The sequence below is a fragment of the Chlorogloeopsis sp. ULAP01 genome (assembly GCF_030381805.1).
Taxonomy (GTDB): domain Bacteria; phylum Cyanobacteriota; class Cyanobacteriia; order Cyanobacteriales; family Nostocaceae; genus Chlorogloeopsis.
Genome location: NZ_JAUDRH010000005.1, coordinates 451,528 through 476,108, shown reverse-complemented (window position 1 = coordinate 476,108; position 24,581 = coordinate 451,528). Strand labels below are relative to the sequence as shown.

Here is a 24,581-nt window from a genome sequence, read left to right as displayed (position 1 = left end):
ACGGGAACCGCCAAGACTGCGACCCCCTCACCGCTTTGCGTCTACGCCGGGAACCGCCTTTGGTGGTGGGCTGCTTCACCGCACTGGCTCCCCGACACCCTCTTTCAAGTCAGGATGGGTGGTTGCGCTGGTGCTATCAAGATGGTGCTGTGTTACCAACTGGAGATGAACGCGCTCAACAGCTGGCAGAACAATTGCGAGCTATGGGAATAGATCTAGATACTCTATAAAAAAATTTAAAGAATTGTTTCTCTGTGTTACCTTATAATATAACTAACGTTCGATATAAATAGATATTGTAATGCCCAAGATAGTCGATCGCGAACAATACCGCAAAGAGTTATTGATGAAATGCTTTGACTTGTTCGCCCAAAAGGGCTATGCCGCAATCACTATGCGAGAGATAGCCCAAGGACTAAGTGTTTCTACAGGTACGCTATATCATTATTTTCCCAGCAAGGAAGCTTTGTTTTTTCAGTTAATCGAAGAACTGACACAGCAAGATATTCTGAACTTTCTGGCTGGGGCTGGAGATGCCAAAACTTTACCAGAGCGCATCGAAGCTTTAATGAATTTTGCAACCAAGAATGAAGACTATTTTTTCAAACAAACTTTGCTGATGTTTGATTTTTATCAGCAGCAAGAGCGAATAGAGGTTTTGAATCATCCGAGTATCAAGAAAGTCTCAAAGGATACTAAACAGGCTTTAGTAGATTATTTGGAAATTAAAGACAAAGCGTTAGTTGACTTCGTTTATTGTTTTCTCAACGGCTTAATCTCGGCGCGAATGTTTGAGGGTGATGCTATTTCTTATGGCGAGCAGAGTGAACTGCTAGCAAAAATGTTAACAGCTTATCTCAACACTCAAGAGCAAGCAGGTTCTGAGAATGGGAAAACTAAATGATATGCACCCAATTTTTCCAATTTCAGTAAACAAGATATATGTCTGAACAATCGATTTCAAAACCTTTGACTCGGCGACTGATTGGCTTGATATTGACTGCTGCTGCAATTACCGGAGCGATCGCTGTATATGGAATTTCCCAATTTAACTTAGCAGGTAAGCCTGAGTCTGCCACCCCGGAAACACTGCCTCCAGTCAAAAAAGTTGCAGCCCTTGGGCGTTTGGAGCCAGAAGGGGAAGTGATCCACCTGTCTGCACCTCTGGCTTTGGATGGCGATCGCGTGGCTAAAATACTTGTTAAACAGGGTGATAATGTACAAGCGGGGCAGGTAGTGGCAATTTTGGATTCGCAAAAACGCTTGCAAGACGCTGTCATGCAGGCAAAAGAGCAGGTAAAGATGGCTCAAGCAAAATTGGCACAGGTAAAAGCTGGAGCTAAAACAGGAGAAATTCAGGCACAACAGGCAAATATTAGCCGCTTGCAAGCCGAAAGACAAACGGAAATAGAGGCACAACAAGCAGCGATCGCCCGGTTAGTGGCAGAACAAAAGACAGAAATTCAAGCTCAACAAGCAGCGATCGCCCGGTTGGCGGCAGAATTGCAAAATGCCACTATGGAATACCAACGCCACGAAAAACTGTATCAAGAAGGCGCACTTTCAGCATCCTTGAGAGACAGTAAGCGCCTGAGTTTACAAACCGCACAGGAACAATTCAACGAAGCCCAAGCAAACCTCAAACGCATCCAATCATCGCGACAGCAGCAACTTGCCGAAGCCAGAGCAAACTTGAGACGCATTCAAACATCTCGCCAAGAAGAATTAAACTCTGCCAAAGCCACTCTTAACCAAATTGCTGAAGTTCGCCCGGTAGATGTGCAGGCAGCCCAGACAGAAGTAGATAGTGCCACAGCAGCACTTCAACAAGCACAAACGAACCTCGAACAAGCTTACATCCGCACCCCGATCGCTGGGCAAATTCTCAAAGTTCACACGCGAGCCGGAGAAAAAATTGCTGATGCAGGCATTGCGGATTTGGGGCAAACTCAGCAGATGGCGGTAGTTGCAGAAGTTTATCAAACTGACATCGGCAAAATTAAGCTAGGGCAGCAAGCGGTAATTAATAGTCAAGCATTTTCAGGAGAATTACGTGGCAAAGTTTCTGAAATTGGCTTGCAGGTGAACAAACAGAATGTCTTCAGTAATCAACCAGGAGAAAATTTAGATCGCCGTGTCGTAGAAGTGAGAATTCGCCTCAACCCTGAAGACAGTAAGCGAGTTTCTACCCTTACTAACTTACAGGTGCAGACAGCAATAGAATTGTAAAGTTTTTTTGCTCCAATTTATAACGAATGTTTGATATAAGTTTAATCCTGACTATCTAAGAGAAATAAAATCAACTATTCCAACAAAGGAGGTTTGAAATGTTTCGAGTCACTGGATATCTTTTGATCGCCATCAGCATTATTCATATCCTAGTTGGCATCTGGCTTTTTACTGAACCCCTTTCAGAGATAGTTCGCAATGGGGTATTCAATACAACTGCTCCTAACCCCTTTGCTCCTTATTTTGACCGAGAAGATGCCTTTTGGTACATGATGATTAGTCCACTACTTTTAACTTTAGGACAGCTATGTTGCTGGGCAGAAGCTAAGGGAATCAGTCTACCAGCTTTTCTCGGTTGGAATCTTTTAGGATTTTCTGTGATTGGAATAGTGATTGAGCCGATTTCTGGTTTCTGGCTCTTAATTCTGCCAGCAGTTCTCATACTCATTGAATCGCAAAAAGATAGCACTCGATTGACTAAACCCACGGAAGATGTACATGAAAATTCAGTTTTGTAGAACTTCCCTAGTTTGGTTTCGGTTGCTCCGCAGAACTTATCCTTGGATAGCTTTGGTTATTACTGGTTGCAAAATAATTTACTCCGTTGGAATTCAACAGGATAGAGAAAAAGTACGGTTCATGCTGGCAATGACAAAGATTGACTTTGTACGTGTTTACCAATTTCTCAATGATTTGTTGTGGTGAAATCATGATCACTTCTAATCTTGTACAACTTGAGCGATCGCAAATTAATCAAGCAAGTGAAATTTTAACCAAGGCATTTGATGACGATCCGGTATTAAACTGTCTCCTTTCACAAAGCGATCGCATGAAAACAAATGCCCTTAAAAGCCTATTTAAAGGAATTTTACTTACTAGCTTGCCTTACAACCATATCTACACAACCGTAGGTAGCCTCAAAGGTGTTGCTGCTTGGTTACCTCCAAATCATTCTCACCTGAATATTTTTCATTTTTTGCCAACAGTATTTTCCTTAACTTTCAAATTGGGATTCTTCAAAGTAGGGCGATTGATATCAACACTCTCTGTATTGGAGAAACATCACAAACGCGATCTATCCCAACCACACTGGTATCTTAACCTTCTTGGTGTTTCACCTGCCCATCAAGGACAAGGAATTGGTAGTTTATTGCTACAGCCAATTCTTCAACAGGCAGATAGTCAACGTTTACCTTGCTACGTAGAAACTTCTACTCCAAAAGCTGTTTGCTTTTATCAAAAAAATGGTTTTGAAGTGCTGAAAACCCTTGATTTACTAGAAGCAAGCTCTCTGATTTGGACGATGAAACGAGAGCCTCTAAGTATCAAGTAGTAATTTGAATTTAACTTAATACATAACGAACGTCCGATATAAATTTTACTTTCTCTTTTTAAAGAACTGTCATTATGCTTCGTAAACTATTTCGCCGTACCCCCTTAGCATGGCTCCAGCTAAAGAAAGAAAAAACGCGTTTGGCAGTGGCGTTAGCAGGAATTGCCTTTGCGGATATGCTGATGTTTGTGCAAATGGGATTACTAGACGCGCTCCTAGATAGTGCAACCCAAGCTCATCAAAATCTACAAGCAGATTTAGTTTTAATTAATCCCCAATTCCAATCTTTGATTTCTGTCAAAAGCTTTCCTAGAGAGAGATTGCAGCAAACCCTGGCTTATGATGGGGTAAAATCAGTTCGTCCTTTGTACATCAACGTTGCCCAATGGCGCAATCCTGAAACTCGCATTACCCGGAGTATTTTAGTGTGGGGAATAGATCCGGCGAACCCACCATTTGATAACCCAGAGGTAAATAAACACTTAGGGCAACTTAAGTTACTGGATCGGGTGCTATTTGATCGGGCTTCTCGACCAGAATACGGTGCTATTCCCGATTTAGTAAAGCAGCATGGCAGTGTGGAAGCTGAGGTAAATAGCCAGACTGTACAAACAGTAGGCTTATTTCAGCTAGGTGTGTCCTTTGGTGCTGACGGTAACATTATCAGCAGCGATTCTACTTTTCTTAAATTATTTCCAGAACGCAAGCCAAATCAATTGGAAGTTGGGCTGATTAACCTAGAGCCAGGTACAGACGTGCAAGCTGTGCGATCGCAACTCACAAGAGCTTTGCCTAATGATATCAAAGTATTAACTCCTCAAGAATTTGCTCAAACAGAAATAGATTACTGGAGTAATCAAGGGATTGGCTTTATCTTCGGAATGGGAGCGGCAGTAGGATTTATCGTTGGGATTGTGATTGTTTATCAGATTCTCTACGCCGACGTTTCCGATCACCTGCCAGAATACGCCACATTAAAAGCGATGGGATATAGCGATCGCTATCTTATGACTATGCTCATGCAAGAAGCTTTATTACTTGCGGCATTAGGCTTTATCCCTGGAGTACTTTTATCTATCGGGCTTTACCAAATCACCTATGCTGCGACTTTGATCCCGATTGGCATGAAACTCAATCGTGCGATTTTCGTGTTGCTATTGACGATTATCATGTGCAGTGGTTCAGGAGCGATCGCCCTGCGAAAACTCAGAGCCGCCGATCCAGCAGATATGTTTTGAGGCTAAGTAGCAGAAGGCAGTCGTTATGAAACAAGTTTCATCACCAAAGATGAAAGAGGTTTTTTCTCCTACACCCCAAACCCTTATACACGCCAGATGACGCCACGTGCTTTATGCCGGGGAACCCTTACTTTCAGAAGCCACTTCGTGTCTACGCCAGTCGCTACAAGTCGGCACTAGACGCGAAGCGGCTTCCCGGAGGGTAGCCGCCCAACGCGCTGGCTCACCACCGCAGTGGCTCCTTTATGCCGGGAGACCCGTCCACTGGCTCCCCTACACCCTCTTTCAAGGCAGTCCCAATGAAACAAGTTTCATCGCCAGGCATGAAAAACCTCACCCCGTCCTGTCGGACACCCCTCTCCTTAGCAAGGAGAGGGGCAGGGGGTGAGGTGACTTTCAAGGCAGGAGGCAGAAGGAAAACCACCTACTTAATAGTTAATGGCTATCAATAATTAACAAATAACAATTAACAATAAATATGGAACCAATCATTTCTATCCAAAACCTCAATCATTATTTTGGGCAAGGTTCACTTCGCAAGCAAGTATTATTTGATATCAACTTAGATATTTATCGAGGAGAAATTGTCATTTTAACTGGCCCGTCTGGCTCTGGTAAAACCACATTATTGACTTTAATGGGTGGCTTACGTTCTGCACAAGAAGGTAGTTTGAAGATACTAGGGCAACAAATGTGTGGAGCAAAAAAGAGACAATTAACAGAAATTCGCCGTCAGATTGGTTATATTTTTCAGGCGCATAATCTCATGACTTTTTTGACAGCAAAGCAAAACGTCCGAATGTCATTAGAACTTCATGAAGAAATTTTAGATGAAAATTTAGATGCCAAAGCAACAGCTATTTTAGAACACGTTGGTTTAGGCGATCGCGTCAATTATTATGCCGAAAACTTATCAGGTGGACAGAAACAACGGGTAGCGATCGCTCGTGCTTTAGTAAGTCATCCCAAAATTGTTTTAGCAGATGAACCAACTGCTGCACTCGATAAAAAATCTGGAAGAGATGTAGTGGAATTGATGCACAAATTAGCAAAAGAACAGGGTTGTACTATCTTAATGGTGACGCACGATAACCGCATTTTAGATATAGGCGATCGCATTATCTATATGGAAGATGGTCATCTTAAAAATGATAGTGTAGATGCAGATGTTTTAACTCCAATCAACTAACGTAAAAATAAAGCTCTCAAGAGGTGGATAAACTCATGGTTGAGCAACTTTTAATCAATGATGATAATTTCTATGTACCTGATGCCAATCAGCTAGTAACTGAAGATGACACACCAGTGGATAATTTTGCTTCTGCCAAACAACAACGCCTTTTAGTAAGCTCTCTTTACAGTTCTTTACAAAATCAGATTTTTTTAGCTGAAGCCAATGTCGGTATTTACTACATTTACAAACAATCCCCCATCGTGCCAGACGTATTCTTGAGTCTGAATGTGCAAGTACCAGATAACTGGTGGGAAAAGCAAAATCGTTGCTATATGCTTTGGGAATTTGGTAAAACCCCAGAAGTTGCGATTGAAATTGTCTCTAACAGAGAAGGTGATGAACTAAAAAGCAAACTAAGAATTTATGAACAAATGCGAGTGAGTTACTACGTAGTCTACGATCCGACTCGACAGTTAGGAGAGCAGCAGTTACGTATTTATGAACTTCGGGGGGCGAGATACTTTGAAACACCAGAAACTTGGTTAGAGCAAGTTGGTTTAGGGTTAACTCTCTGGCAGGGAGGATTTGAAGGTAGGCAAGATATTTGGTTGCGCTGGTGTTATCAAGATGGTACCGTTCTTCCGACAGGGGATGAACGTGCTGAAGTAGCTCAACAACGTGCCGAGATGGCTGAACAGCGCGCCGAGAGTGCTGAACAACGCGCTCAATTACTAGCAGAACGACTGCGTGCTATGGGAATAGATCCAGATGCACTGTAGAAAATTCTGAGATGAAATGCTTATGAGATTGGTATACCTTTACAAATATAATCTCTTAGCTTTTTTTAGCTTTTTTGTATTTCGGAAGTAGCTACATATTTTTCAATTACTGACTTCCAAACTAAGTATGCGTGACCATTTAAATGTAAACCATCTGCTGTGTATTTTGCATCTAATTGGTTTTCCGAATCTAATAAATGAGAAAATAAATTTATATATTGATAATTAAAGTTTTGGGCAAGCTTTTGCAAACCCAAATTAAGATTGATAATATTTTTGTTGTCTTGCCAATAGAGATAAATTTTATTATTCACAGGCAAAACACTTTGAATAAAAATTTCTGTATGTGGCATTTTCTCTTGAAACTCTTTTAAAATCTCTTGATATTTTTCTAAAATCTCTGTAACAGATTTACGACTATTTATTAAATCATTAATTCCTATCATTAAGAAGATTTGTTTTGGCTGTGAAGTTAAAATTGTACTTAAACGATATAATATTCTTTCAATGGTATCACCAGAAATACCTCTGTTTTTGATATTGACATTTCCCAATAATTCTATCCATTCACCTTCATCCGTGATACTATCTCCCAACATAATAATTTCAGATTCAGACCGAGGTAATAATTCAAATTGGCTCTTTTTATGCCAATAGTAGGCAGGATAATCAAGATGAAGATTTTTGTGAAAATTCAAAAATTTTAATCTTTTAAAAAATAAATAGTAATAGCTGATTTGTTTAAGAAAAACAAAACCCCCAATCAAAAAACACAAAATATTAATACTGGCAGAAATCCACAGTAAAAATATGACTTGATTATTCATAGTGACAATTCGACTCTTGAAGAGTTAGTAATAAATTCCTGAACTCGTAGCCATACTTTGTCTAATAAATCTGAACTTTCTACATCAAACCACTCAATTTGCGAATAGGCGTGAAACCAAGTACGCTGCCGTTTGGCAAATTGGCGAGTATGTAAAACTGTTAATTCTTTAGCTTTATCTAAAGAAATATCTCCTGCTAAATATTGTTTTATCTCTTGATACCCTAAAGTATTGAGCAAAGGCAAGTCGGCACCATATTTTTGACACAAACGCTCAACTTCACTTACCAAACCATCTGCTATCATCTGTTCGGTACGCTGGGCTATACGATGGCCCAGATGAGCAGAGTCACAATCTAAACCAATTTGCAAAATAGGATAATTGGGAGGATTTTCTCCTTGTTGCTCAGAAATTGGACGACCAGTAACATAATAAACTTCTAATGCTCTCAAAGTTCGTACTGAATCGTGGGGATGAATCTTTTGGGCTGCAACAGAGTCAACTTGTTGTAACATGGCGTAAAGCTGAACTTGGGAGAGAGATTCAAGTTGCGATCGCAATTCTTTGTGAGGTGCTACCCTCGGAATCTTCATTCCTTGTGTAATCGAACGAATATATAAGCCAGTACCACCCACGAGGAGAGGAACTTCGCTGACACGGGGATTTTTTGACACATTTCTCCGCGTCACCGCGTCTCCTTCTCTCCGCGTCTCCATTGCCTGGAATGGGGGAGAAGAAATTAATGCTTGCGCCCGCTCCTGATAATCTGCTACCGTCATAATTTCTTTGGGATCGCATATATCAATCAGATAGTGGGGTACTAATTTCTGCTCTGCTCCGGTTGGTTTAGCTGTACCAATATCAAACTCTCTGTATACTTGACGAGAATCTGCACTCAGAATTACAGTACCTAATTGCATTGCTATAGTTAGAGCTAAACTCGATTTACCTGTAGCCGTTGCGCCACAAATCACAATTAATTTAGTCATTAGTCATTGGTCATTTGTTAGTGGTTAGTAGGGGAGGCAGCGCGTTGCCGGGGGAACCCCAGTTGTAGCGACTGCCGTGCGGGTTTAGAAGATAAATCTCGGTTTGAACAGCAAGATTATCAGCAAAATCTGCCCGTACAGTGGTTAGTTGTTCTCTCCTCATCTCCCCTGCTCCCCTGTCCCCTTATCCCCTTGTCCTCTTCACATGGGGTTGAACCCCTATTTGAATTTCTCATCAAACTGCTCTAAAGTCGCCTATAAGGCTTTTGTGTTAGAATCTTGGAGTGTTTTAGACTTTTTCGCCTTTTGGCGATTTTCACCCCCACTTATCAGGAGAATTTACATGACGAGTAGTTACAGTGCCGAACAGATTCAAGTTCTGGAAGGTCTGGAACCCGTCCGCAAACGACCGGGGATGTATATTGGTTCCACAGGGTCAAGAGGACTTCACCATTTAGTGTACGAAGTGGTGGACAACTCAATTGATGAGGCTTTGGCGGGATACTGTACCCATGTGGAGGTGGATCTCAATGCCGACGGTTCTGTTACTGTAACAGATGATGGTCGAGGTATTCCTACCGATATTCACCCACAAACAGGAAAATCGGCACTAGAAACTGTATTAACCGTACTGCACGCTGGGGGTAAATTTGGCGGCGGCGGCTATAAAGTTTCTGGAGGACTGCACGGGGTTGGTATTTCCGTTGTCAATGCCTTATCTGAGTGGGTAGAAGTCAAGGTTTGGCGAGATAAGAAGGTTCATGCCCAGCGTTACGAACGAGGTGTTCCCGTCACCGAACTGACAGCAAAGCCTTACAAAGAGAATCGTAGCGGCACTTCTGTTAATTTCAAACCAGATTCCCAAATCTTTACTACTGGCACTGAGTTTGACTATGTTACTTTAGCAAGCCGTTTGCGGGAATTAGCCTATCTCAATGCGGGTGTAAAAATTACTTTTACTGACTACCGCTTGCAATTACTAAAAAGCGATCAGCCTAAAGTAGAAACTTACGAATACAGGGGTGGTATTCGCGAATATATTGCTTATATGAATGCTGATAAGCAACCACTGCATGAAGAAATTATTTACGTGCAGGGAGAACGTAACAACGTTCAAGTCGAAGTGTCATTGCAGTGGTGTACCGATGCCTATACAGATAATGTATTGGGTTTTGCTAATAATATTCGCACGGTAGACGGCGGTACGCATTTGGAAGGTTTGAAGGCAGTTCTGACGCGTACTCTAAATGCGATCGCCCGCAAACGTAACAAAATTAAAGAAAACGAAGCCAACCTCAGTGGCGAACACGTACGCGAAGGTTTGACTGGAGTAATTTCTGTTAAGGTTCCAGATCCGGAATTTGAAGGACAAACTAAAACGAAACTTGGTAATACTGAAGTTCGAGGAATTGTTGATTCTTTAGTGGGAGAAGCTCTCACCGAATACCTAGAATTTCGCCCCAGTATTGCTGATGCCATTTTAGATAAAGCCATCCAAGCCTTTAAAGCGGCAGAAGCTGCCCGTCACGCGCGGGAATTAGTGCGCCGCAAATCAGTTTTGGAATCTTCGCCACTACCTGGGAAATTAGCGGATTGCAGTACTAGAGATCCTAAAGAATCAGAAATTTTCTTGGTAGAAGGCGACTCCGCAGGTGGCAGTGCCAAACAAGGACGCGATCGCCGCTTCCAAGCCATCCTCCCCTTGCGCGGTAAAATCCTCAATATCGAAAAAACTGACGACGCTAAAATCTATAAAAACAATGAAATCCAGTCTCTAATTACTGCCTTGGGTTTGGGGGTAAAGGGTGAGGAATTCGATGCTTCCCAACTGCGCTACCACCGAATTGTGATCATGACTGACGCTGATGTGGATGGAGCACATATTCGCACCTTGTTGTTAACTTTCTTTTATCGTTATCAACGAGCACTCATCGAACAAGGCTACGTCTACATCGCTTGCCCACCACTCTATAAAATAGAGCGAGGGCGCAATCATTATTATTGCTACAGCGATCGCGAAAAAGACAACCTGATTCGACACGAGTTTCCTGAAAACGCCAACTACACCATTCAGCGATTCAAAGGTTTGGGTGAAATGATGCCCGAACAACTTTGGACAACCACCATGAACCCAGAAACCCGTACCCTTAAGCAAGTGGAAATTGAAGATGCAGCCGAAGCTGATCGCATTTTCACAATTCTGATGGGCGATCGCGTGGCACCCCGTCGAGAATTTATTGAAACCTATGGTTCTAAGCTCGACCTTACAGATTTAGATATCTAAGGACATCTTAAATTATCCACCAGGTTAATTGTGGACAAAAATAAATGGGCAATGGGTGAAAACCTATTACCCATTACCAACAATTCTAAAAATTTTCAGCATAGCCAATTTAATCCCAGAAGATAAATCACCAAGATTTTGTCATTTTTGTAAAATTTCAAGACTAAAATTCAACATTGTCTGACAAAAAGTGCTTTTTAGATAAGTTTATGAATTCTTATCAATAATCTAGGAACTGCAAAAACTCAATAGTATTGAATATTATCAGTAAATATCAATATTTGCTTGTAATAAATATTACTCTTGTGTAATATTCTTATGCAAACTCATCAACATCAGTTGGTTAATATCACTTGTTTAAAAATCATAAAACATTAACTTCATAAATTTACTTAGATATAAATTATACATCATTAACAATGTTTTAAGGAGTATGTTTTTCTCTTCATAAACAACTAGAGATTATCAATAACCAAGTATCTAATAAGTATTTTAAAAGGTTTAGTATCTTAGTAAGCAGTAGTATACCTTTGGCTTTTTCCCAATACAATTCGGCAACTACGATTGCGTGAGGACAAGAGCTTTGAATTTTGACAGAGTGCTGTGCTCCTGCTTTTCAAAGATTATAGTTTACGCTGTGGATTTGCTGAGTAAAAGAACAATACTTTGAGCAGTCTAATTTAGCTCGACCTTTATACTGATAGACTATATTGAGCTTAAAAAATGCATTATATAAAGTATGCTCACCACATATAGTCAAATTTCGTCTTTGCTAACAAGATTTCAAAATTTGTTAACTCCGGGTTGCTCGCGTATGCACTTAGCTGCTACATCTGAATCATCCAATTAGCCTTAGTTGCGTTATATAAAACTTATTTATATAAACCCTGACTCATGGGAGTGTATATTTTGCATTAATTCTATGCAATTTTGCTTTCAGTGGGCTAATATCGATAGTCTTGACTGTCAAATCCTGTCTGAATTGATTAAAATATCGGTATATACAATAAAAATAGTTTGTCAAGTTGCAAAGGGTGGAATTTTTATCAGTGTTCTAACTAGCGATAAACATCGCATCAATTGCATCCAATCAGTTTTGGTCTTCTAGCCGCTCCTGCCAAGCCTCTGCTTTCAATCTAGGTGATTGGCCTTTATAAAGCTAGAGTGTCTTTATGAAAGTACTACGATTCGCAAATTGGGAAATTAATGTTTACGCCACGCCACTCCAAATAATATGAAAATAACTGTTATTAGCAGATAAAACAAAGTATCAAGTCAGTATTTTATGAAGTAAATGTAAAAATTAGTACGCTATAGCTAGAAACTTAACTAACAGAAAATGCCTGACTTTAAAATGTTGAGTTAGCACATAGAAACTAATACAAGTAACTTTACTTATTTTTTAAAGTAATGATGATACAACGAGAGTTACAACAAGATTTGGAGAAAATTCGAGCGTATGAGTACCGTTCTCAGTGCGTTTTTGCTACAACAGCTTTTACCTTACCTAATTAGTCTATGGAAAAAACACAAAAGCAGTGCAATTTTTGTGAAACAGGCTACAATCGGAACAGTCTTTACACAAAAATCTTCCAACAGTCAGATTTATTCTTATGGGATTGTAAATTTTTTAGCAAGATGAGTCTTATTTAGACAAAGTTCAGTTAAAAAATGTGTTGATTAGCAACACAATGGCATTTACTAAAATGAGAATTTAACTGGGTAAGTACTGCGGTGGCAGAGAAAAACACAAACTAAACATTTATCACTTACCAAGTACTCATTTTTAAGTCTTTTACCGGGGTCTATATCAGTGTCCTTCCAAAAAAGGGGTTAAACTTCCGGAAAAATTTTAGCTAAATTAGCTAAAAAGCCTTTTATAAAAAAGGCAAACATCTCGCTTAATTAAAAGCAACAAAAATATCCTGAGTAATTGATTCTGCAAGGAGCATGAGGAACGCGGCATGAACCAGGCTAACAACGTACTCGACAACATTTATCAGCCTGACCTAGAAATTGAGATGAATCAGCCTGAACTGTTAGAAGAACTCTTGCTGGATGATGAAGTAGAAGAGGACTTGCTGATCAGCGATGAAGGCGAGCTCGACGAAGAATTTTTAGAACCTCAGTCTGATGAGGACGACGCTAAGTCTGGGAAAGCCGCAAAATCGCGTCGTCGGTCACAAAGCAAGAAAAAGCATTACACTGAAGATTCGATTCGCCTTTACTTGCAGGAAATCGGTCGAATCCGCCTGCTCAGAGCGGACGAAGAAATTGAACTGGCACGAAAAATTGCAGACTTATTGGAATTAGAGCGAGTACGCGATCGCTTACAACAGCAATTAGATCGCGAACCTCAATACAGCGAATGGGCTGAAGCAGCAAAAATGCCGCTGCCACAATTTCGCCATCGTCTGCATATTGGGCGTCGGGCGAAAGACAAAATGGTGCAATCGAACCTGCGACTTGTAGTTTCAATTGCCAAGAAGTATATGAACCGTGGTTTATCTTTCCAAGACTTGATTCAAGAAGGTAGTCTTGGCTTGATTCGTGCCGCCGAAAAGTTTGATCACGAGAAAGGTTACAAGTTTTCTACATACGCTACATGGTGGATTCGTCAGGCAATTACCAGAGCGATCGCCGATCAATCTCGCACAATTCGCCTTCCTGTCCACCTCTACGAAACCATCTCTAGAATTAAGAAGACTACCAAGCTGCTTTCTCAAGAAATGGGACGTAAACCCACTGAGGAAGAAATTGCTACAAGAATGGAAATGACAATCGAAAAATTGAGGTTTATTGCTAAATCAGCCCAGCTACCGATTTCTTTAGAAACGCCCATAGGGAAAGAAGAGGATTCTCGACTGGGCGATTTTATTGAGTCTGATGGCGAAACCCCAGAAGATCAAGTTTCTAAAAATCTATTACGGGAAGATTTGGAAAAAGTCCTCGACAGCCTTAGCCCTCGTGAACGTGATGTTCTGCGACTGCGCTACGGTTTAGATGACGGGCGGATGAAAACATTGGAAGAAATAGGACAGATTTTCAATGTTACCCGCGAACGTATTCGTCAAATTGAAGCGAAGGCACTGCGTAAGTTACGTCACCCCAATCGCAATAGCGTTCTAAAAGAATATATTCGCTAGTCATTAATTTTGAGTTATCAGCTAACCATTTATCCACAGTTAATGACAAATAGATAACCGAGTACGGTAAAAACCTGGGATTGTTAACTTATCCCAGGTTTTATTGTTTATCCATTTATATTTATCTCTAAGGATCGGCTTTCCAAGGTTTATATCAAGTCCGCCTAATCACTTATTAGAAAAGCTCTGCGCGTCCCCGCGTCAGTCTTGATGAATAAGGTTCAACAGGACTTGATACTATAGGATACCCCAGAAGTGTAAAAAGCCTTGACCAGAAAATAACTCAATCAAAGCAGCAGCCAAAAAGCCGATCATAGCCAAACGACCATTCCAAATTTCTGCTTGTGGGGTAAAGCCCCAACGCCAAGCATTACGATCATCTGTTACAGGGGCAGTAATCTTTGTTGTGTCTTGCATGGGTGGCACTCCAAAATAAGTTTACTAAGTTTTGCAAGCTTTTGTTAATTAATATAACAACTATTTTAAGAAGTGCAACTTTTATTTGAGTTTTTTCCATAAGATTTGCTTATCATTTTTATGTAGAAAAAATTAAAGGCTGAACTCTCACTATTATCTAACAATTGAGATATATTTGCATTAATTTGAGATTAAATAAAAAATTGTTGATAATCTTTCTAGAGTTGATGACCATGAAAAATCTCAAAAGAGCGATATTGTAAGGTTGTTGATAGGTTAATAGATGCAACTAAACTAACCTTTAATAAAATTAAATATTATCAATAACTGATTATAATTTAAGATTCAATGTAATATTTATTGCATTATACAAGTACGTACTTATCAATAAATTTACTAGAATTTCATTAACTTAAAATTAATCTTGACATAATTTAACCTTAATCTTTTATTAACTGAGTTTTTTAGTCCAATCTATTCGTTAATTACAAAGGATTAGCTCAAACAATTTCAGAGGATGAATGTGTTAAATCGACACAGATTTTTGGTGCTGCCTAAAAAAGTAAACAAAGGCGAGAGATGATGTTAAAAAACAGTGAGCAGCAGGACGAAATGCATGCCATACAGCTTAGATTTACTCAATCAAAAGCATTACTATCAATCATGCTATTGATATACGTGCCAGTACTTATGCTTTTTGCAATTTTAAAATTGCAAACTAAAATACCAATATCAATTTTGACACGAGATCCATCATCAATTGCACAAGTACCATCCTATTGGGGAGCAATTTCCAACATAGGGATATTAATGTGGTGTGGCGCTGTGGTTATTCCTTGGTTCAGCTTTAAGTTACTTCAACAAACAAAAAATAATAAAGAATTTAGTCGTTTTTTTCTTTTTTCTGGCTGTCTGACATCTATCTTGTTATTAGATGATCTTTTTCTTTTACATGAAGGAGTTTTTCCAAATCGTCTTAAGATTCCTGAAAAATTCGTCTTGGTTGGATATGGAATAATTCTTTCTTTTTACCTAATCAAATTTAGAAAAGTCATTTTGAAGACTAACTTTATCTTGCTTGTTTTTGCTTTGAGCTTTTTTGGTCTCTCAGCAATTTTTGATTCGCTTCCACTTAGAGGTTGGCTTGAAAATGAAGATCAATACTTAGTGGAAGATGGCTTGAAGTTTTTGGGAATCGTTAGTTGGCTCACTTACTTCGCGATCACTTGTGCAGATCAACTTAAACGTATACTGAGAGTTGAAACTACCAAACATAATAGATTTTAGTAAAGTCAAACACATTAATCTTTGGGTTACTTTTACCTCAAATATTGCTGATATTGCTACATCTTGCTAAAGTTTACCAAGTTTATACCAATTTAAAAAATGATTAAGGGTAGATGGATTCACCCAAACCTAATACAGAAGACAACTTCCAATTGAAAATCACGCCAGGTGCACTCGACGCGCTTAACCCGCAAGGGCGCACTGGCTCCGCAAGGACACACTGGCTCCAAAATCCAAAATGGTATTACTTAGCAAATCGAGGCGCTATTGAAAAAGCGCCCTTAATTACCCAAATTTTTTTGCTTTAAGATTTAACCATCAATTGCTTTCTATTCCCAATTCGGCAACAGTGATAATTTTTTCGTCGCGATTAAGTTTAAGCAGGTTTTCACCCATACTATCTCTGTTTAAGTTAGGCACTGTATCTACTGAAAGACGCAGTACTCGTTGATGGTTGGTTACTAATGCTACTTCAGTACCTGGTTTTGCCAAAACCATTCCAGCTAAATAGTCAGTTTTACTGGCAAATTTTAAGGTCTGAGTACCGATATCGCCCCGGTTAGCTAGACGCAGAGACTTGATTGGGAAACGCTTGGCATATCCCAATTGTGTCACTAGTAATAAATGTTCTTCAACATCAAAAGTTATACCACCAACTATCTGTTCTTGCTGACGTAGGCGTAAAGCTTGCAGTCCCATAGCAGTACGACCCATAATAGGTAGCTGCTCATCATTCACCCCAAATCGCAACAGTCTTCCACCAGAACTAGCTAAAATTACTTGCTTACCTATTGATGTAAATTGGCTTAACAACAATTCGTCGTCTTCTTTTAATTTCAAAATTGTAATTCCACGACGACTTAAATTAGTAAACTCCACCAGAGATAAACGCTTAATTCTTCCTTGTTTGGTAAGTAGAATTATGTCAGCAGTTTCTGGATCTTCTGGAAGCAAAAAGCGGCTGACTACTGCTTCTGTAGCTTCTTGGGCAGTATTTGTCAGTAATGTAATTAGTGGTGTTCCCCGTGGCGATCGCCCAGTGGTAGGAGGGATATCTCCAACTTTGACGGGATACACTTTACCACCACTAGTAAGTACCAATAAATCTTTTTCTGTATCTGTTAACGTAGTCTGAAGCACAAAGTCATTATCGGACAAGCCGTTATCAGTCTTCGACTTTCTGCCATTGGGCTGGCTACGGCGCACGTAACCTCGTTGAGTAAATTCCAAAACCACTTCTTCTGGAGGTGTTTCCAGTTTTGGGCTTTGGATTTGGAATTTTGAATTTTCTTGCTCTTTGTCTCCTTGTTTTTTTGTTCCCTTGTCTATTTGTGCTTTTATCTGCTCCTGGGTGACAAATATTATCTTAGTGCGACGTTCATCGCCATATTTGCGCTTTTGGGTACGCAAGTCTTTTTTCAAAGCTTTTAGTAATTCTTTTCTGTCACTTAGTAAGCGTCTCAAATTAGCAATTTGCTCCTGCAATTGCTCATACTCTTGCTGTAAATTTTGCTGTTCCAAGCTTGTCAGGCGTCGCAGTGGCATAGCTAGAATTGCATCTGCCTGTACTTCGCTCAAATCCAAACGACTTTGCAAGTTAATTTTTGCCGCACTACCATCACTAGCTCGTCGCAAAATCTCAATTACATCATCAAGATGAGATAAAGCTTTCAATAAACCTTCCACCAAGTGCAGACGATTTTCTGCCTTACCCAACTCATAGGAATAGCGGCGTGAAAGTGTCTGCTCTCGGAAGTTCAAAAATTCTTGCAATAATTGGCGTAAGGTTAGCTGAACTGGCAGTCCATTCACCAATGCCAAGAGAATAGCTCCAAAATTCGTTTGTAAAGCAGTTTGATGATAGAGTTGCTGGAGAACATCTTGAGGGTTAGTGTCGCGTTTTAGTTCTATGACTACACGCATTCCCTGGCGATCGCTCTCATCGCGAATATCAGCAATTCCCTGCAAACGCCCTTGATTGACCAAATCTGCTACTTTTTCAATCCAACCAGCCTTATTAACTTGAAAAGGTAATTCTGTGACTACAATTGCCGTCCGTCGCTTACTACCTCTGCCGCCCAGAACTTCCTCGACTTGGGCAACTCCGCGCAGAACAATACTGCCTTTTCCCGTTGCGTAAGCTTCACGAATTCCAGCATCACCGACAATCTCACCACCTGTAGGAAAATCAGGCCCTGGAATTAACTTCATTAACTTTTCATCTGGCAAGTCGGGTTGATCTATTAAAGCAATTAACCCATCTACAACTTCGCCCAGATTATGTGGTGGAATATTTGTCGCCATACCCACAGCAATACCGGCACAACCATTTAGCAACAAAAATGGTAACTGTGCGGGTAATACAGTAGGTTCTTGTTGGGAATTATCGAAGTTACCGATAAATTCTACTGTTTCTTCACCGATTTCTGCCAGCATTCCCTCGTGAGTAATCGGTGCAAGGCGCGTTTCCGTATAGCGCATTGCAGCTGGTGGATCGTTATCCACACTACCAAAATTGCCATGTCCTGCCAGTAAGGGATAACGGCTAGAAAATACCTGCACCAGCCTCACCAAAGCATCATAAACTGCTTGGTCACCGTGAGGATGATATTTACCCAGCACGTCTCCCACAACACGGGCGCACTTCCGATAAGGGCGATCAGGTGTTAGTCCTAGCTCATGCATAGCGTATAAAATTCGCCGATGCACAGGCTTTAAACCATCACGCACATCAGGTAACGCCCGCCCGACAATTACACTCATGGCATATTCAAGGTAAGACCGTTGCATCTCAGTATGCAAGGCTGTGGAGATTACCTGTCCCGTAGAGAGAAGGTTTAACTGTTTTGCCATGAGTTTTTCCCTAAATTTTCACTACACAAAATTTGCCGTTACTGAAACTACAGCAACCACAGCATAGCGGATGAAATGCCTCTCCTTACAAAATCTTGATAGTCATAGGATAAGAAGCAGTAGTATTATCCTTGATGTCGGGGATACACATTGATTGTCTAAAAGGAGGCATATAACTGTATTGGATTAGATCAGGTGGTTATCCCCCTCACCCCTATAAGTCAAATTCTCATGAAAACTGTTTTGATTGTCGAAGACGACTTGATTAATGCTCGCGTTTTTTCCAAAATTTTGACCAAACGTGGTGGTCTGGAAGTAAAACACACTGAAAATGTAGAAGAGGTAATGAGAATTGCCCAAGCGGGGGAAGCAGACATTATTTTAATGGATGTTTCTCTTTCAAGAAGTGTTTTTCAAGGTAAGTCAGTTGACGGTATCAAAATTACACAAATGTTGAAATCTGATCCCCAAACTGCCTCTTTGCCAATTATTCTCGTAACTGCACACGCAATGGAGGGCGATCGCGAGAACTTTCTAAAACAAAGTGGGGCTGATGGCTACATCTCCAAACCTGTGATTGACCATCAACAGTTTGTTGAACAGATCGTGGCATTGCTACCTAAAGACTAACAGAAATAATTCAGAACCCAAACCAGATATGGTTGCCCGCCAAGATGATGGGCTACCTATTCTGGTCTAAATAATATATATGTACTACTAGATAGCATATTTGAGCAAGTGGCAAATTAGGGACTAGGGACTAGGGACTAGAGGAATTGGGGACAAGGAGAAAGATTTTCCCCTTGTCTCCCCTTCTCCCCCTCCCAGTGTCCTCTTCTTCCCAGTACCCAGTCACCAGTACCTAATACTCAATCCCCAATTACTGAGCAGGTTGTGGAGCAGTGGGTGCAGATTGATTTGCTCCTCGTTGCTGTAGCGCTGCTTGAATCCGAGGTAATTGGAGGAATTTTTGGGTATCAGATAGCAAGCGTTGCCCCCAAAGATTTTGCTTGAGAAAATCTAAATCACCGTAGCGATCATCAATGCGAAGTGCTGTTTCACCCATTGCCAAACCTTGTTGTTGATCGCCTTTAGTGTAAAGTGCTACTGCTAAAGCCAATAAAGGTTCTGCCGCTTGCTTGTCAATTGCAAGTGCGGCTTGCCATTGTTTAATTGCTCCTTGAACATCACCTTGCTCGTACTTGATTAAACCAATGTTGTTAATGGCAGGCCAGAATTTTTTATCTTGTGAAACTGCTTTATTGTAGTGGGCGATCGCATCTGGTAATCGACCCAACATATAGTAAGCATTACCCAAATCGAATAATCCCTCAGGGTCATTCGGTTTTAACTTTAAACCTTCTTGGAAATAATTAGCAGCAGTTGGGTACTTTTGCTGCTGAAAGTGAGCCGAACCCAAAGCAAAAAGAACATCGCCATTTTTGGGATTGAGAGATTGTGCTTTTTTCAGGGCGGCGATCGCATCATCTATCTTTTTGGTTTGTAAATATAAGCCGCCTAAGAGAAACCAGACTTTATCACTCTTGGGAGCTAGTTGAACTGCCAGTCGCGCTCTAGGCATTGCCATCTCATACTGTTGAAACTGTGCCAGTTGAGCCGCCTCCTGGGCTAGACTCAACCCCTGCTGCTCCAACTTGGCTGCATCCAGTTGCAATGTATGAGGTATTAATGCCTGTGCATGAGTAGCTTTCGGGATACTCCACAAACTACAGACAACAACAAGAGAAATCAAACCAATTCGTTTAGGCACACTATCGCCTCTCTACCACAAATTCAATAATCTTCCAGCTAGCTTAAACGATCTGCGCTCTGGTGGGAAAGGAAATAATTGTGCAATTGACAACCAAAGTCACCCATTTAGGTGAAGCAAATTACTAGTTGGAAAGGCTACTATGAAAAAAAATTAAGAAAATATAAGTTAACTATTTATAATCTTTCCCTAGCAATATTGAACTCACACAACTAAATAAAGTTCCATAAACTAACTAAGTATTTTTAGCTACACGCAAATATTTGCAACAAACCAAGCTTTTACCACTGGCAACTTATATTTGCCCCCTTCAATTTCACCTCTAACTATACCTACAAAACATTTTTGACAGGCTGCTGTTATGACTGCGTATTTAGAAATTCCCATAATTGGTAAAATTAAGCATCCCTCTCGGTGGCTGATCGGGCTGGTGGCAGCTGGGGTTTTAGTTGCTGGTACAACTACGACCTATACACTTGTGAATCGGGGTGCAAGTGAAGAAGATATTGCGGCACTTACTGTGCCTGTAGAAGCAAGCAACATTACTTTGCGAATTACTGCTAGTGGTAGGGTAGTACCAGTTCAAAGTGTAAATATTAGCCCTAAGCAGCCTGGAATTGTTAGCTCCTTAAGAGTTGAACAAGGCGATCGCGTGCAGCAAGGACAAGTGATTGCTGTCATGGATAGTGCAGAAATTCAGGCGCAAATCCTCCAATACCGCGCCAACCTGGAACAAGCCCAAGCACAACTTGCCGAAGCTCAAGCTGGCAGTCGTCCCCAAGAAATTGCCCAAGCCAGAGCTAGACTTGCCCAAGCCCAAGCACAACTCGCTGAGGCACGGGCGGGAAGTCGTCAAGAAGAAATTGCTAAAGCCGAGGCTCAGGTAAATCAATATCAGGCGCAATTGCAACAAGCCAGATCTCGCCTAGAGTTGGCAACTCAACGAGTACAGCGCAGACAATATCCTGCATCTCAAGGCGCGGTATCTCGCGATTATCTAGATGAAGCTTTGACCGAAGAGCGTAACGCCAAAGACAATCTTCAACAAGTTCAAGCAAGCCTACAAGCTGCAAGACAAGAACTGGCAAGATTGCGTAATGGTTTACGTCCAGAAGAAATTGCCCAACGTGAAGCAGCTGTTGCAGAAGCACAGGCAGCACTGCGACTTCTAGAAAATGGCACCCGTTCTGAGGTAGTTGCTCAACGTCGAGCTGCTGTAGCTGCGGCACAGGCACAGTTAAAAGCTACCCAGGTTAGGTTAGAAGATACACTGATTCGCGCTCCCTTTACCGGAATTGTGACGCAAAAGTATGCTAACGATGGTGCGTATGTAGCACCTACGACTTCTGCTTCTTCGAGTGCCTCTGCTACTTCTAGTTCGATTGTTGCCCTCGCAAAAGGTTTAGAAGTGCTAGCTCAAGTTCCAGAAGCTGATATTGGCAGAATCAAAGTGGGACAACCAGTAGAAATTACTACAGATGCCTATCCCGATCGCACCTTTAAAGGGCGTGTGCGCCTGATTGCTCCTGAAGCTGTCAAGGAAGAAGGTGTGACTTTATTTCAGGTACGGGTAGCTATAGATACGGGTGAGCAAGAACTACGTTCGGGGTTGAATTTAGATTTGACATTTTTGGGTGATCAGGTAAGCAATGCTTTATTAGTACCAACTGTAGCGATTGTGACGGAAAAAGGAAATACCGGAGTTTTGGTGCCAGATGCCAAAAATCAACCACAGTTTCGTTCTGTAGTAGTGGGAGCGCAAATTAATGACCAAACTCAAATTTTAGAAGGAGTCAACGCAGGCGATCGCATATTTCTCAATCCACCTCCAAACTACAAGCGAGAACAAGCACAATCACAAACATGAACTTACTAGAAAGTCTGCAAATGGCAGGTAAAACCCTGCTATCAAATAAATTACGAAGCTCCCTCACTATGCTGGGTATTGTCATTGGTAATGCCTCAGTAATTGCCATGATTGGCGTTGGTGAAGCAGGGCAAAAGTTTGTTAATAAACAGTTGGAGTCTTTAGGGCCAAACGTCCTATTTATTATTCCAGGTAATCAGGAAACTCAACGTATTACCAGAGATGTACCAAAAAATTTAGTATTAGCAGATGCTGAAGCAATTGCTACTCAAGTACCAACAGTAGTGGGAGTTGCTCCAGAGTTGAACACAAGGCAGGTAGTCACATACCGCAACCGTAATACCAATGTCAGCATCATTGGTACAACTCCTAGTTTCCCAACAGTAAGGGAGTTTGAAACTGGTAAAGGGCGGTTTTTCACAGATATAGACTTAAAGCGCAACAATCAAGTTACTGTGCTAGGTGCAGACTTGGCACAGAGACTGTTTGGTACTCAAAATCCGGTAGGAGAACAATTGCGGATTAGAAATAGTAGCTTTCAAGTAATCGGTGTACTGGAAGCGAAAGGCTCTAGTTTAGGTGCTAATTACGATGAAGCAGCATTAATCCCAATTACAACATCAGCCAATCGACTAGTAGGACGCAATTCTCCCTATGGCATCGCCTTAGATTACATCGTTGTTTCCGCACGTGATTCTAATAGTGTAGATGCAGCAGAGTTCCAAATTACCAATTTGCTGCGCTTGCGACATAAAATAACTGGTGAAGACGACTTTAGTATCCGTTCTCAAAAAGATGCTTTGCAAACTGTCGGACAAATCACTGGTGCCTTGACAATTATGCTGGCGGCGATCGCTGCTATTTCTTTGATTGTCGGTGGCATTGGCATTATGAATATCATGCTTGTCTCCGTTACCGAACGCACTCAAGAAATTGGATTGCGCAAGGCAATAGGTGCAACTGAGCAAGATATCCTGCTTCAATTCATGATTGAAGCGATTATTCTCTCTGCTGCGGGTGGCTTAGTTGGTACCGTGATTGGCGTGGGTGGTGTTCTGTTGGTAGGAGCCTTAACACCATTAGAAGCGGGCATTTCTGTAATGGCAATTACTCTGACAGTTGGTGTTTCTGGTGCTATTGGTTTATTTTTTGGCGTTGTTCCTGCTCGTCGCGCTGCCAAACTCGATCCGATTGTGGCTTTGAGAAGTGCATAACTCAATACGGTTTAGTTAAGCATTTTTTCTTCTCTTTGCGTCCTACCCTTACGGGTAGACACGTAGACGGACGTAGTCCGGCTTCAAGGTAGAGTAGTGGCTTCTGTAGACGGGCTTTGCCCGGCTTCCCGTAGGGTAAGTAGCCGCTCCGCGTCTAATGCGTCCTTTGTGGTTCGTTAAAAAAAATTGACTTTAACAAAGAGTTTTAGCCTTAACTGAACTGTATTGGTGCATAACTAGAAGACAGGAGTCAGTAGACGCGTAGCAGATAGAAGTAGGTACGGCGTATCCATTGGTAGGTAGAATGGACACTCAATCGAAAATCCAAAACTTTCCATCCACAATTGAAACACCAGAAATTATTCGCCTAGAAAATATCTTCAAAATTTACGGCAGTGGCGAAACAGAAGTAAAAGCACTCAATGATGTTAGTCTCCTTATCAACCAGGGTGAATATTGCTCGATTATGGGGGCATCTGGTTCTGGTAAATCTACAGCAATGAATATCATTGGCTGTCTGGATCGCCCCACCTCAGGACATTATTACCTGGATAACGTTGATGTGGCACAAATGGATGATTCTGATTTGGCTCACATCCGCAACAAAAAAATAGGGTTTGTCTTTCAGCAATTCCACCTCTTGCCCCAGCTCACAGCACTAGAAAATGTCATGTTGCCAATGGTATATGCTGGTGTCAAAGCTTCAGAAAGAAACGATCGCGCAACTGAAGCATTAAAGCGAGTGGGCTTAGAAAAACGCCTCCACAACAAACCCACTCAACTTTCTGGCGGACAACAACAACGGGTAGCGATCGCCCGTGCCATTGTCAACAATCCCGTGCTGCTTTTAGCAGATGAACCTACTGGTGCTCTTGATTCGCGTACTACCCAAGAAGTATTAAATATCTTTGGCGAACTCAATGCTACTGGCATCACAGTGGTAATGGTAACTCACGAGCCGGATGTTGCCTGCCAAACTCAACGCATTATCTGGTTTCGCGATGGTGAAGTTATACACTCTCACTTGACTCCGGCTGACTTGAGTCAGATGGCAGCATCCTAACTTTGCAATCCCATGCCAAGTATTGTAGTATTTATATTACAATGTATGTGTTGCTATTTCTGTGCGCATATTAACTTATAAACGTAATCTCGAAAATGTTGACTGGGAAG

22 protein-coding genes and 1 pseudogene are annotated in these 24,581 nt (G+C 41.2%); 17 read left to right on the top strand and 6 right to left on the bottom strand.

Annotated features, from left to right (window positions below):
- The 10 genes and pseudogenes from QUB80_RS12805 to QUB80_RS12760 all read left to right on the top strand — a co-directional run.
- Window positions 1-230 (top strand): annotated as a pseudogene (locus QUB80_RS12805) (hypothetical protein); the annotation flags it as partial.
- A 71-nt stretch (window positions 231-301) separates the two neighbouring features.
- Window positions 302-904 carry a TetR/AcrR family transcriptional regulator gene (locus QUB80_RS12800; protein WP_289789875.1) on the top strand — a complete coding sequence of 201 codons (603 nt, stop codon included), beginning with the start codon at window positions 302-304 and terminating at the stop codon, window positions 902-904.
- 38 nt (window positions 905-942) lie between these two features.
- Entirely contained in the window at window positions 943-2,229 is a 1,287-nt protein-coding gene (locus tag QUB80_RS12795; protein WP_289789874.1) for an ABC exporter membrane fusion protein, read from the top strand.
- 98 nt (window positions 2,230-2,327) lie between these two features.
- Entirely contained in the window at window positions 2,328-2,747 is a 420-nt protein-coding gene (locus QUB80_RS12790) for a DUF6463 family protein (protein WP_289789873.1), read from the top strand.
- Window positions 2,728-2,934, top strand: coding sequence for a hypothetical protein (locus QUB80_RS12785; RefSeq protein WP_289789872.1), 207 nt, complete (start codon window positions 2,728-2,730; stop codon window positions 2,932-2,934). Before QUB80_RS12790 ends, QUB80_RS12785 begins: the two co-directional genes overlap by 20 nt.
- Before the next feature lie 4 nt (window positions 2,935-2,938).
- The gene (locus QUB80_RS12780; protein WP_289789871.1) at window positions 2,939-3,562 is read left to right on the top strand and encodes a GNAT family N-acetyltransferase; all 624 of its coding nucleotides are present in this window, start codon (window positions 2,939-2,941) and stop codon (window positions 3,560-3,562) included.
- A gap of 74 nt (window positions 3,563-3,636) precedes the next feature.
- A complete protein-coding gene (devC, locus tag QUB80_RS12775) occupies window positions 3,637-4,800 on the top strand; it encodes an ABC transporter permease DevC (protein ID WP_289789870.1) in 1,164 nt (387 codons plus the stop codon).
- A gap of 299 nt (window positions 4,801-5,099) precedes the next feature.
- Window positions 5,100-5,252, top strand: a complete 153-nt coding sequence (locus QUB80_RS12770; protein ID WP_289789869.1) for a hypothetical protein — start codon at window positions 5,100-5,102, stop codon at window positions 5,250-5,252.
- 26 nt (window positions 5,253-5,278) lie between these two features.
- On the top strand, window positions 5,279-5,989 hold the full coding sequence (locus QUB80_RS12765; protein WP_289789868.1) for a DevA family ABC transporter ATP-binding protein: 711 nt from the start codon (window positions 5,279-5,281) through the stop codon (window positions 5,987-5,989).
- Between the two features lie 35 nt (window positions 5,990-6,024).
- On the top strand, window positions 6,025-6,753 hold the full coding sequence (locus QUB80_RS12760) for a Uma2 family endonuclease (protein WP_289789867.1): 729 nt from the start codon (window positions 6,025-6,027) through the stop codon (window positions 6,751-6,753).
- A 65-nt stretch (window positions 6,754-6,818) separates the two neighbouring features.
- Here QUB80_RS12760 and QUB80_RS12755 read toward each other — a convergent pair whose 3' ends face one another.
- The 3 genes from QUB80_RS12755 to QUB80_RS12745 are packed head-to-tail and all read right to left on the bottom strand — an operon-like array spanning window position 6,819 to window position 8,732.
- On the bottom strand, window positions 6,819-7,580 hold the full coding sequence (locus QUB80_RS12755) for a GDSL-type esterase/lipase family protein (RefSeq protein ID WP_289789866.1): 762 nt from the start codon (window positions 7,578-7,580) through the stop codon (window positions 6,819-6,821).
- The gene (miaA, locus tag QUB80_RS12750; protein WP_289789865.1) at window positions 7,577-8,569 is read right to left on the bottom strand and encodes a tRNA (adenosine(37)-N6)-dimethylallyltransferase MiaA; all 993 of its coding nucleotides are present in this window, start codon (window positions 8,567-8,569) and stop codon (window positions 7,577-7,579) included. Before miaA ends, QUB80_RS12755 begins: the two co-directional genes overlap by 4 nt.
- Window positions 8,570-8,579: 10 nt before the next feature.
- Complete coding sequence (locus QUB80_RS12745) at window positions 8,580-8,732, bottom strand: hypothetical protein (protein WP_289789864.1); 153 nt, start codon at window positions 8,730-8,732, stop codon at window positions 8,580-8,582.
- Window positions 8,733-8,912: 180 nt separating this feature from the next.
- On the opposite strand from QUB80_RS12745, the gene gyrB reads away from it, so the two are divergent.
- Complete coding sequence (gene gyrB, locus QUB80_RS12740; protein ID WP_289789863.1) at window positions 8,913-10,853, top strand: DNA topoisomerase (ATP-hydrolyzing) subunit B; 1,941 nt, start codon at window positions 8,913-8,915, stop codon at window positions 10,851-10,853.
- Between the two features lie 1,964 nt (window positions 10,854-12,817).
- A complete protein-coding gene (gene rpoD / locus QUB80_RS12735) occupies window positions 12,818-13,999 on the top strand; it encodes an RNA polymerase sigma factor RpoD (RefSeq protein WP_289789862.1) in 1,182 nt (393 codons plus the stop codon).
- Between the two features lie 237 nt (window positions 14,000-14,236).
- Here rpoD and QUB80_RS12730 read toward each other — a convergent pair whose 3' ends face one another.
- Window positions 14,237-14,416, bottom strand: a complete 180-nt coding sequence (locus tag QUB80_RS12730) for a CAB/ELIP/HLIP family chlorophyll-binding protein (RefSeq protein ID WP_016872644.1) — start codon at window positions 14,414-14,416, stop codon at window positions 14,237-14,239.
- A gap of 579 nt (window positions 14,417-14,995) precedes the next feature.
- Between QUB80_RS12730 and QUB80_RS12725 the strand changes: the two genes are divergently transcribed.
- Window positions 14,996-15,703: a DUF8692 domain-containing protein gene (locus tag QUB80_RS12725; RefSeq protein ID WP_289789861.1), complete on the top strand. Its 708-nt coding sequence runs from the start codon at window positions 14,996-14,998 to the stop codon at window positions 15,701-15,703.
- A 318-nt stretch (window positions 15,704-16,021) separates the two neighbouring features.
- Here the strand turns inward: QUB80_RS12725 and gyrA are convergent, their stop codons facing one another.
- Window positions 16,022-18,556, bottom strand: a complete 2,535-nt coding sequence (gene gyrA / locus QUB80_RS12720) for a DNA gyrase subunit A (RefSeq protein WP_289789860.1) — start codon at window positions 18,554-18,556, stop codon at window positions 16,022-16,024.
- A 231-nt stretch (window positions 18,557-18,787) separates the two neighbouring features.
- Between gyrA and QUB80_RS12715 the strand changes: the two genes are divergently transcribed.
- A complete protein-coding gene (locus tag QUB80_RS12715) occupies window positions 18,788-19,186 on the top strand; it encodes a response regulator (protein ID WP_289789859.1) in 399 nt (132 codons plus the stop codon).
- Between the two features lie 250 nt (window positions 19,187-19,436).
- Here QUB80_RS12715 and QUB80_RS12710 read toward each other — a convergent pair whose 3' ends face one another.
- Window positions 19,437-20,327, bottom strand: coding sequence for a tetratricopeptide repeat protein (locus QUB80_RS12710; RefSeq protein WP_289789858.1), 891 nt, complete (start codon window positions 20,325-20,327; stop codon window positions 19,437-19,439).
- Window positions 20,328-20,688: 361 nt separating this feature from the next.
- On the opposite strand from QUB80_RS12710, the gene QUB80_RS12705 reads away from it, so the two are divergent.
- From QUB80_RS12705 to QUB80_RS12695, 3 genes are all read left to right on the top strand, one after another.
- A complete protein-coding gene (locus tag QUB80_RS12705) occupies window positions 20,689-22,194 on the top strand; it encodes an efflux RND transporter periplasmic adaptor subunit (RefSeq protein WP_289789857.1) in 1,506 nt (501 codons plus the stop codon).
- Window positions 22,191-23,408, top strand: a complete 1,218-nt coding sequence (locus QUB80_RS12700) for an ABC transporter permease (RefSeq protein WP_289789856.1) — start codon at window positions 22,191-22,193, stop codon at window positions 23,406-23,408. The genes QUB80_RS12705 and QUB80_RS12700 overlap by 4 nt, the downstream gene beginning before the upstream one ends.
- A 304-nt stretch (window positions 23,409-23,712) precedes the next feature.
- Window positions 23,713-24,471: an ABC transporter ATP-binding protein gene (locus tag QUB80_RS12695; protein ID WP_289789855.1), complete on the top strand. Its 759-nt coding sequence runs from the start codon at window positions 23,713-23,715 to the stop codon at window positions 24,469-24,471.
- Window positions 24,472-24,581: the final 110 nt, after the last annotated feature.

What these genes read in the sequence shown, in the direction of transcription:
- QUB80_RS12785 (WP_289789872.1), top strand. Translation starts at nt 2,728, where the DNA reads ATGAAAATTCAGTTTTGTAGAACTTCCCTAGTTTGGTTTCGGTTGCTC.
- QUB80_RS12715 (WP_289789859.1), top strand. Translation starts at nt 18,788, where the DNA reads ATGAAAACTGTTTTGATTGTCGAAGACGACTTGATTAATGCTCGCGTT.
- QUB80_RS12695 (WP_289789855.1), top strand. Translation starts at nt 23,713, where the DNA reads ATGGACACTCAATCGAAAATCCAAAACTTTCCATCCACAATTGAAACA.
- devC (WP_289789870.1), top strand. Translation starts at nt 3,637, where the DNA reads ATGCTTCGTAAACTATTTCGCCGTACCCCCTTAGCATGGCTCCAGCTA.
- QUB80_RS12700 (WP_289789856.1), top strand. Translation starts at nt 22,191, where the DNA reads ATGAACTTACTAGAAAGTCTGCAAATGGCAGGTAAAACCCTGCTATCA.
- QUB80_RS12725 (WP_289789861.1), top strand. Translation starts at nt 14,996, where the DNA reads ATGATGTTAAAAAACAGTGAGCAGCAGGACGAAATGCATGCCATACAG.
- rpoD (WP_289789862.1), top strand. Translation starts at nt 12,818, where the DNA reads ATGAACCAGGCTAACAACGTACTCGACAACATTTATCAGCCTGACCTA.
- QUB80_RS12790 (WP_289789873.1), top strand. Translation starts at nt 2,328, where the DNA reads ATGTTTCGAGTCACTGGATATCTTTTGATCGCCATCAGCATTATTCAT.
- QUB80_RS12765 (WP_289789868.1), top strand. Translation starts at nt 5,279, where the DNA reads ATGGAACCAATCATTTCTATCCAAAACCTCAATCATTATTTTGGGCAA.
- gyrB (WP_289789863.1), top strand. Translation starts at nt 8,913, where the DNA reads ATGACGAGTAGTTACAGTGCCGAACAGATTCAAGTTCTGGAAGGTCTG.
- QUB80_RS12760 (WP_289789867.1), top strand. Translation starts at nt 6,025, where the DNA reads ATGGTTGAGCAACTTTTAATCAATGATGATAATTTCTATGTACCTGAT.
- QUB80_RS12770 (WP_289789869.1), top strand. Translation starts at nt 5,100, where the DNA reads ATGAAACAAGTTTCATCGCCAGGCATGAAAAACCTCACCCCGTCCTGT.
- QUB80_RS12800 (WP_289789875.1), top strand. Translation starts at nt 302, where the DNA reads ATGCCCAAGATAGTCGATCGCGAACAATACCGCAAAGAGTTATTGATG.
- QUB80_RS12745 (WP_289789864.1), bottom strand. Translation starts at nt 8,732, where the DNA reads ATGAGGAGAGAACAACTAACCACTGTACGGGCAGATTTTGCTGATAAT.
- QUB80_RS12730 (WP_016872644.1), bottom strand. Translation starts at nt 14,416, where the DNA reads ATGCAAGACACAACAAAGATTACTGCCCCTGTAACAGATGATCGTAAT.
- QUB80_RS12755 (WP_289789866.1), bottom strand. Translation starts at nt 7,580, where the DNA reads ATGAATAATCAAGTCATATTTTTACTGTGGATTTCTGCCAGTATTAAT.
- miaA (WP_289789865.1), bottom strand. Translation starts at nt 8,569, where the DNA reads ATGACTAAATTAATTGTGATTTGTGGCGCAACGGCTACAGGTAAATCG.
- QUB80_RS12780 (WP_289789871.1), top strand. Translation starts at nt 2,939, where the DNA reads ATGATCACTTCTAATCTTGTACAACTTGAGCGATCGCAAATTAATCAA.
- QUB80_RS12705 (WP_289789857.1), top strand. Translation starts at nt 20,689, where the DNA reads ATGACTGCGTATTTAGAAATTCCCATAATTGGTAAAATTAAGCATCCC.
- QUB80_RS12795 (WP_289789874.1), top strand. Translation starts at nt 943, where the DNA reads ATGTCTGAACAATCGATTTCAAAACCTTTGACTCGGCGACTGATTGGC.
- gyrA (WP_289789860.1), bottom strand. Translation starts at nt 18,556, where the DNA reads ATGGCAAAACAGTTAAACCTTCTCTCTACGGGACAGGTAATCTCCACA.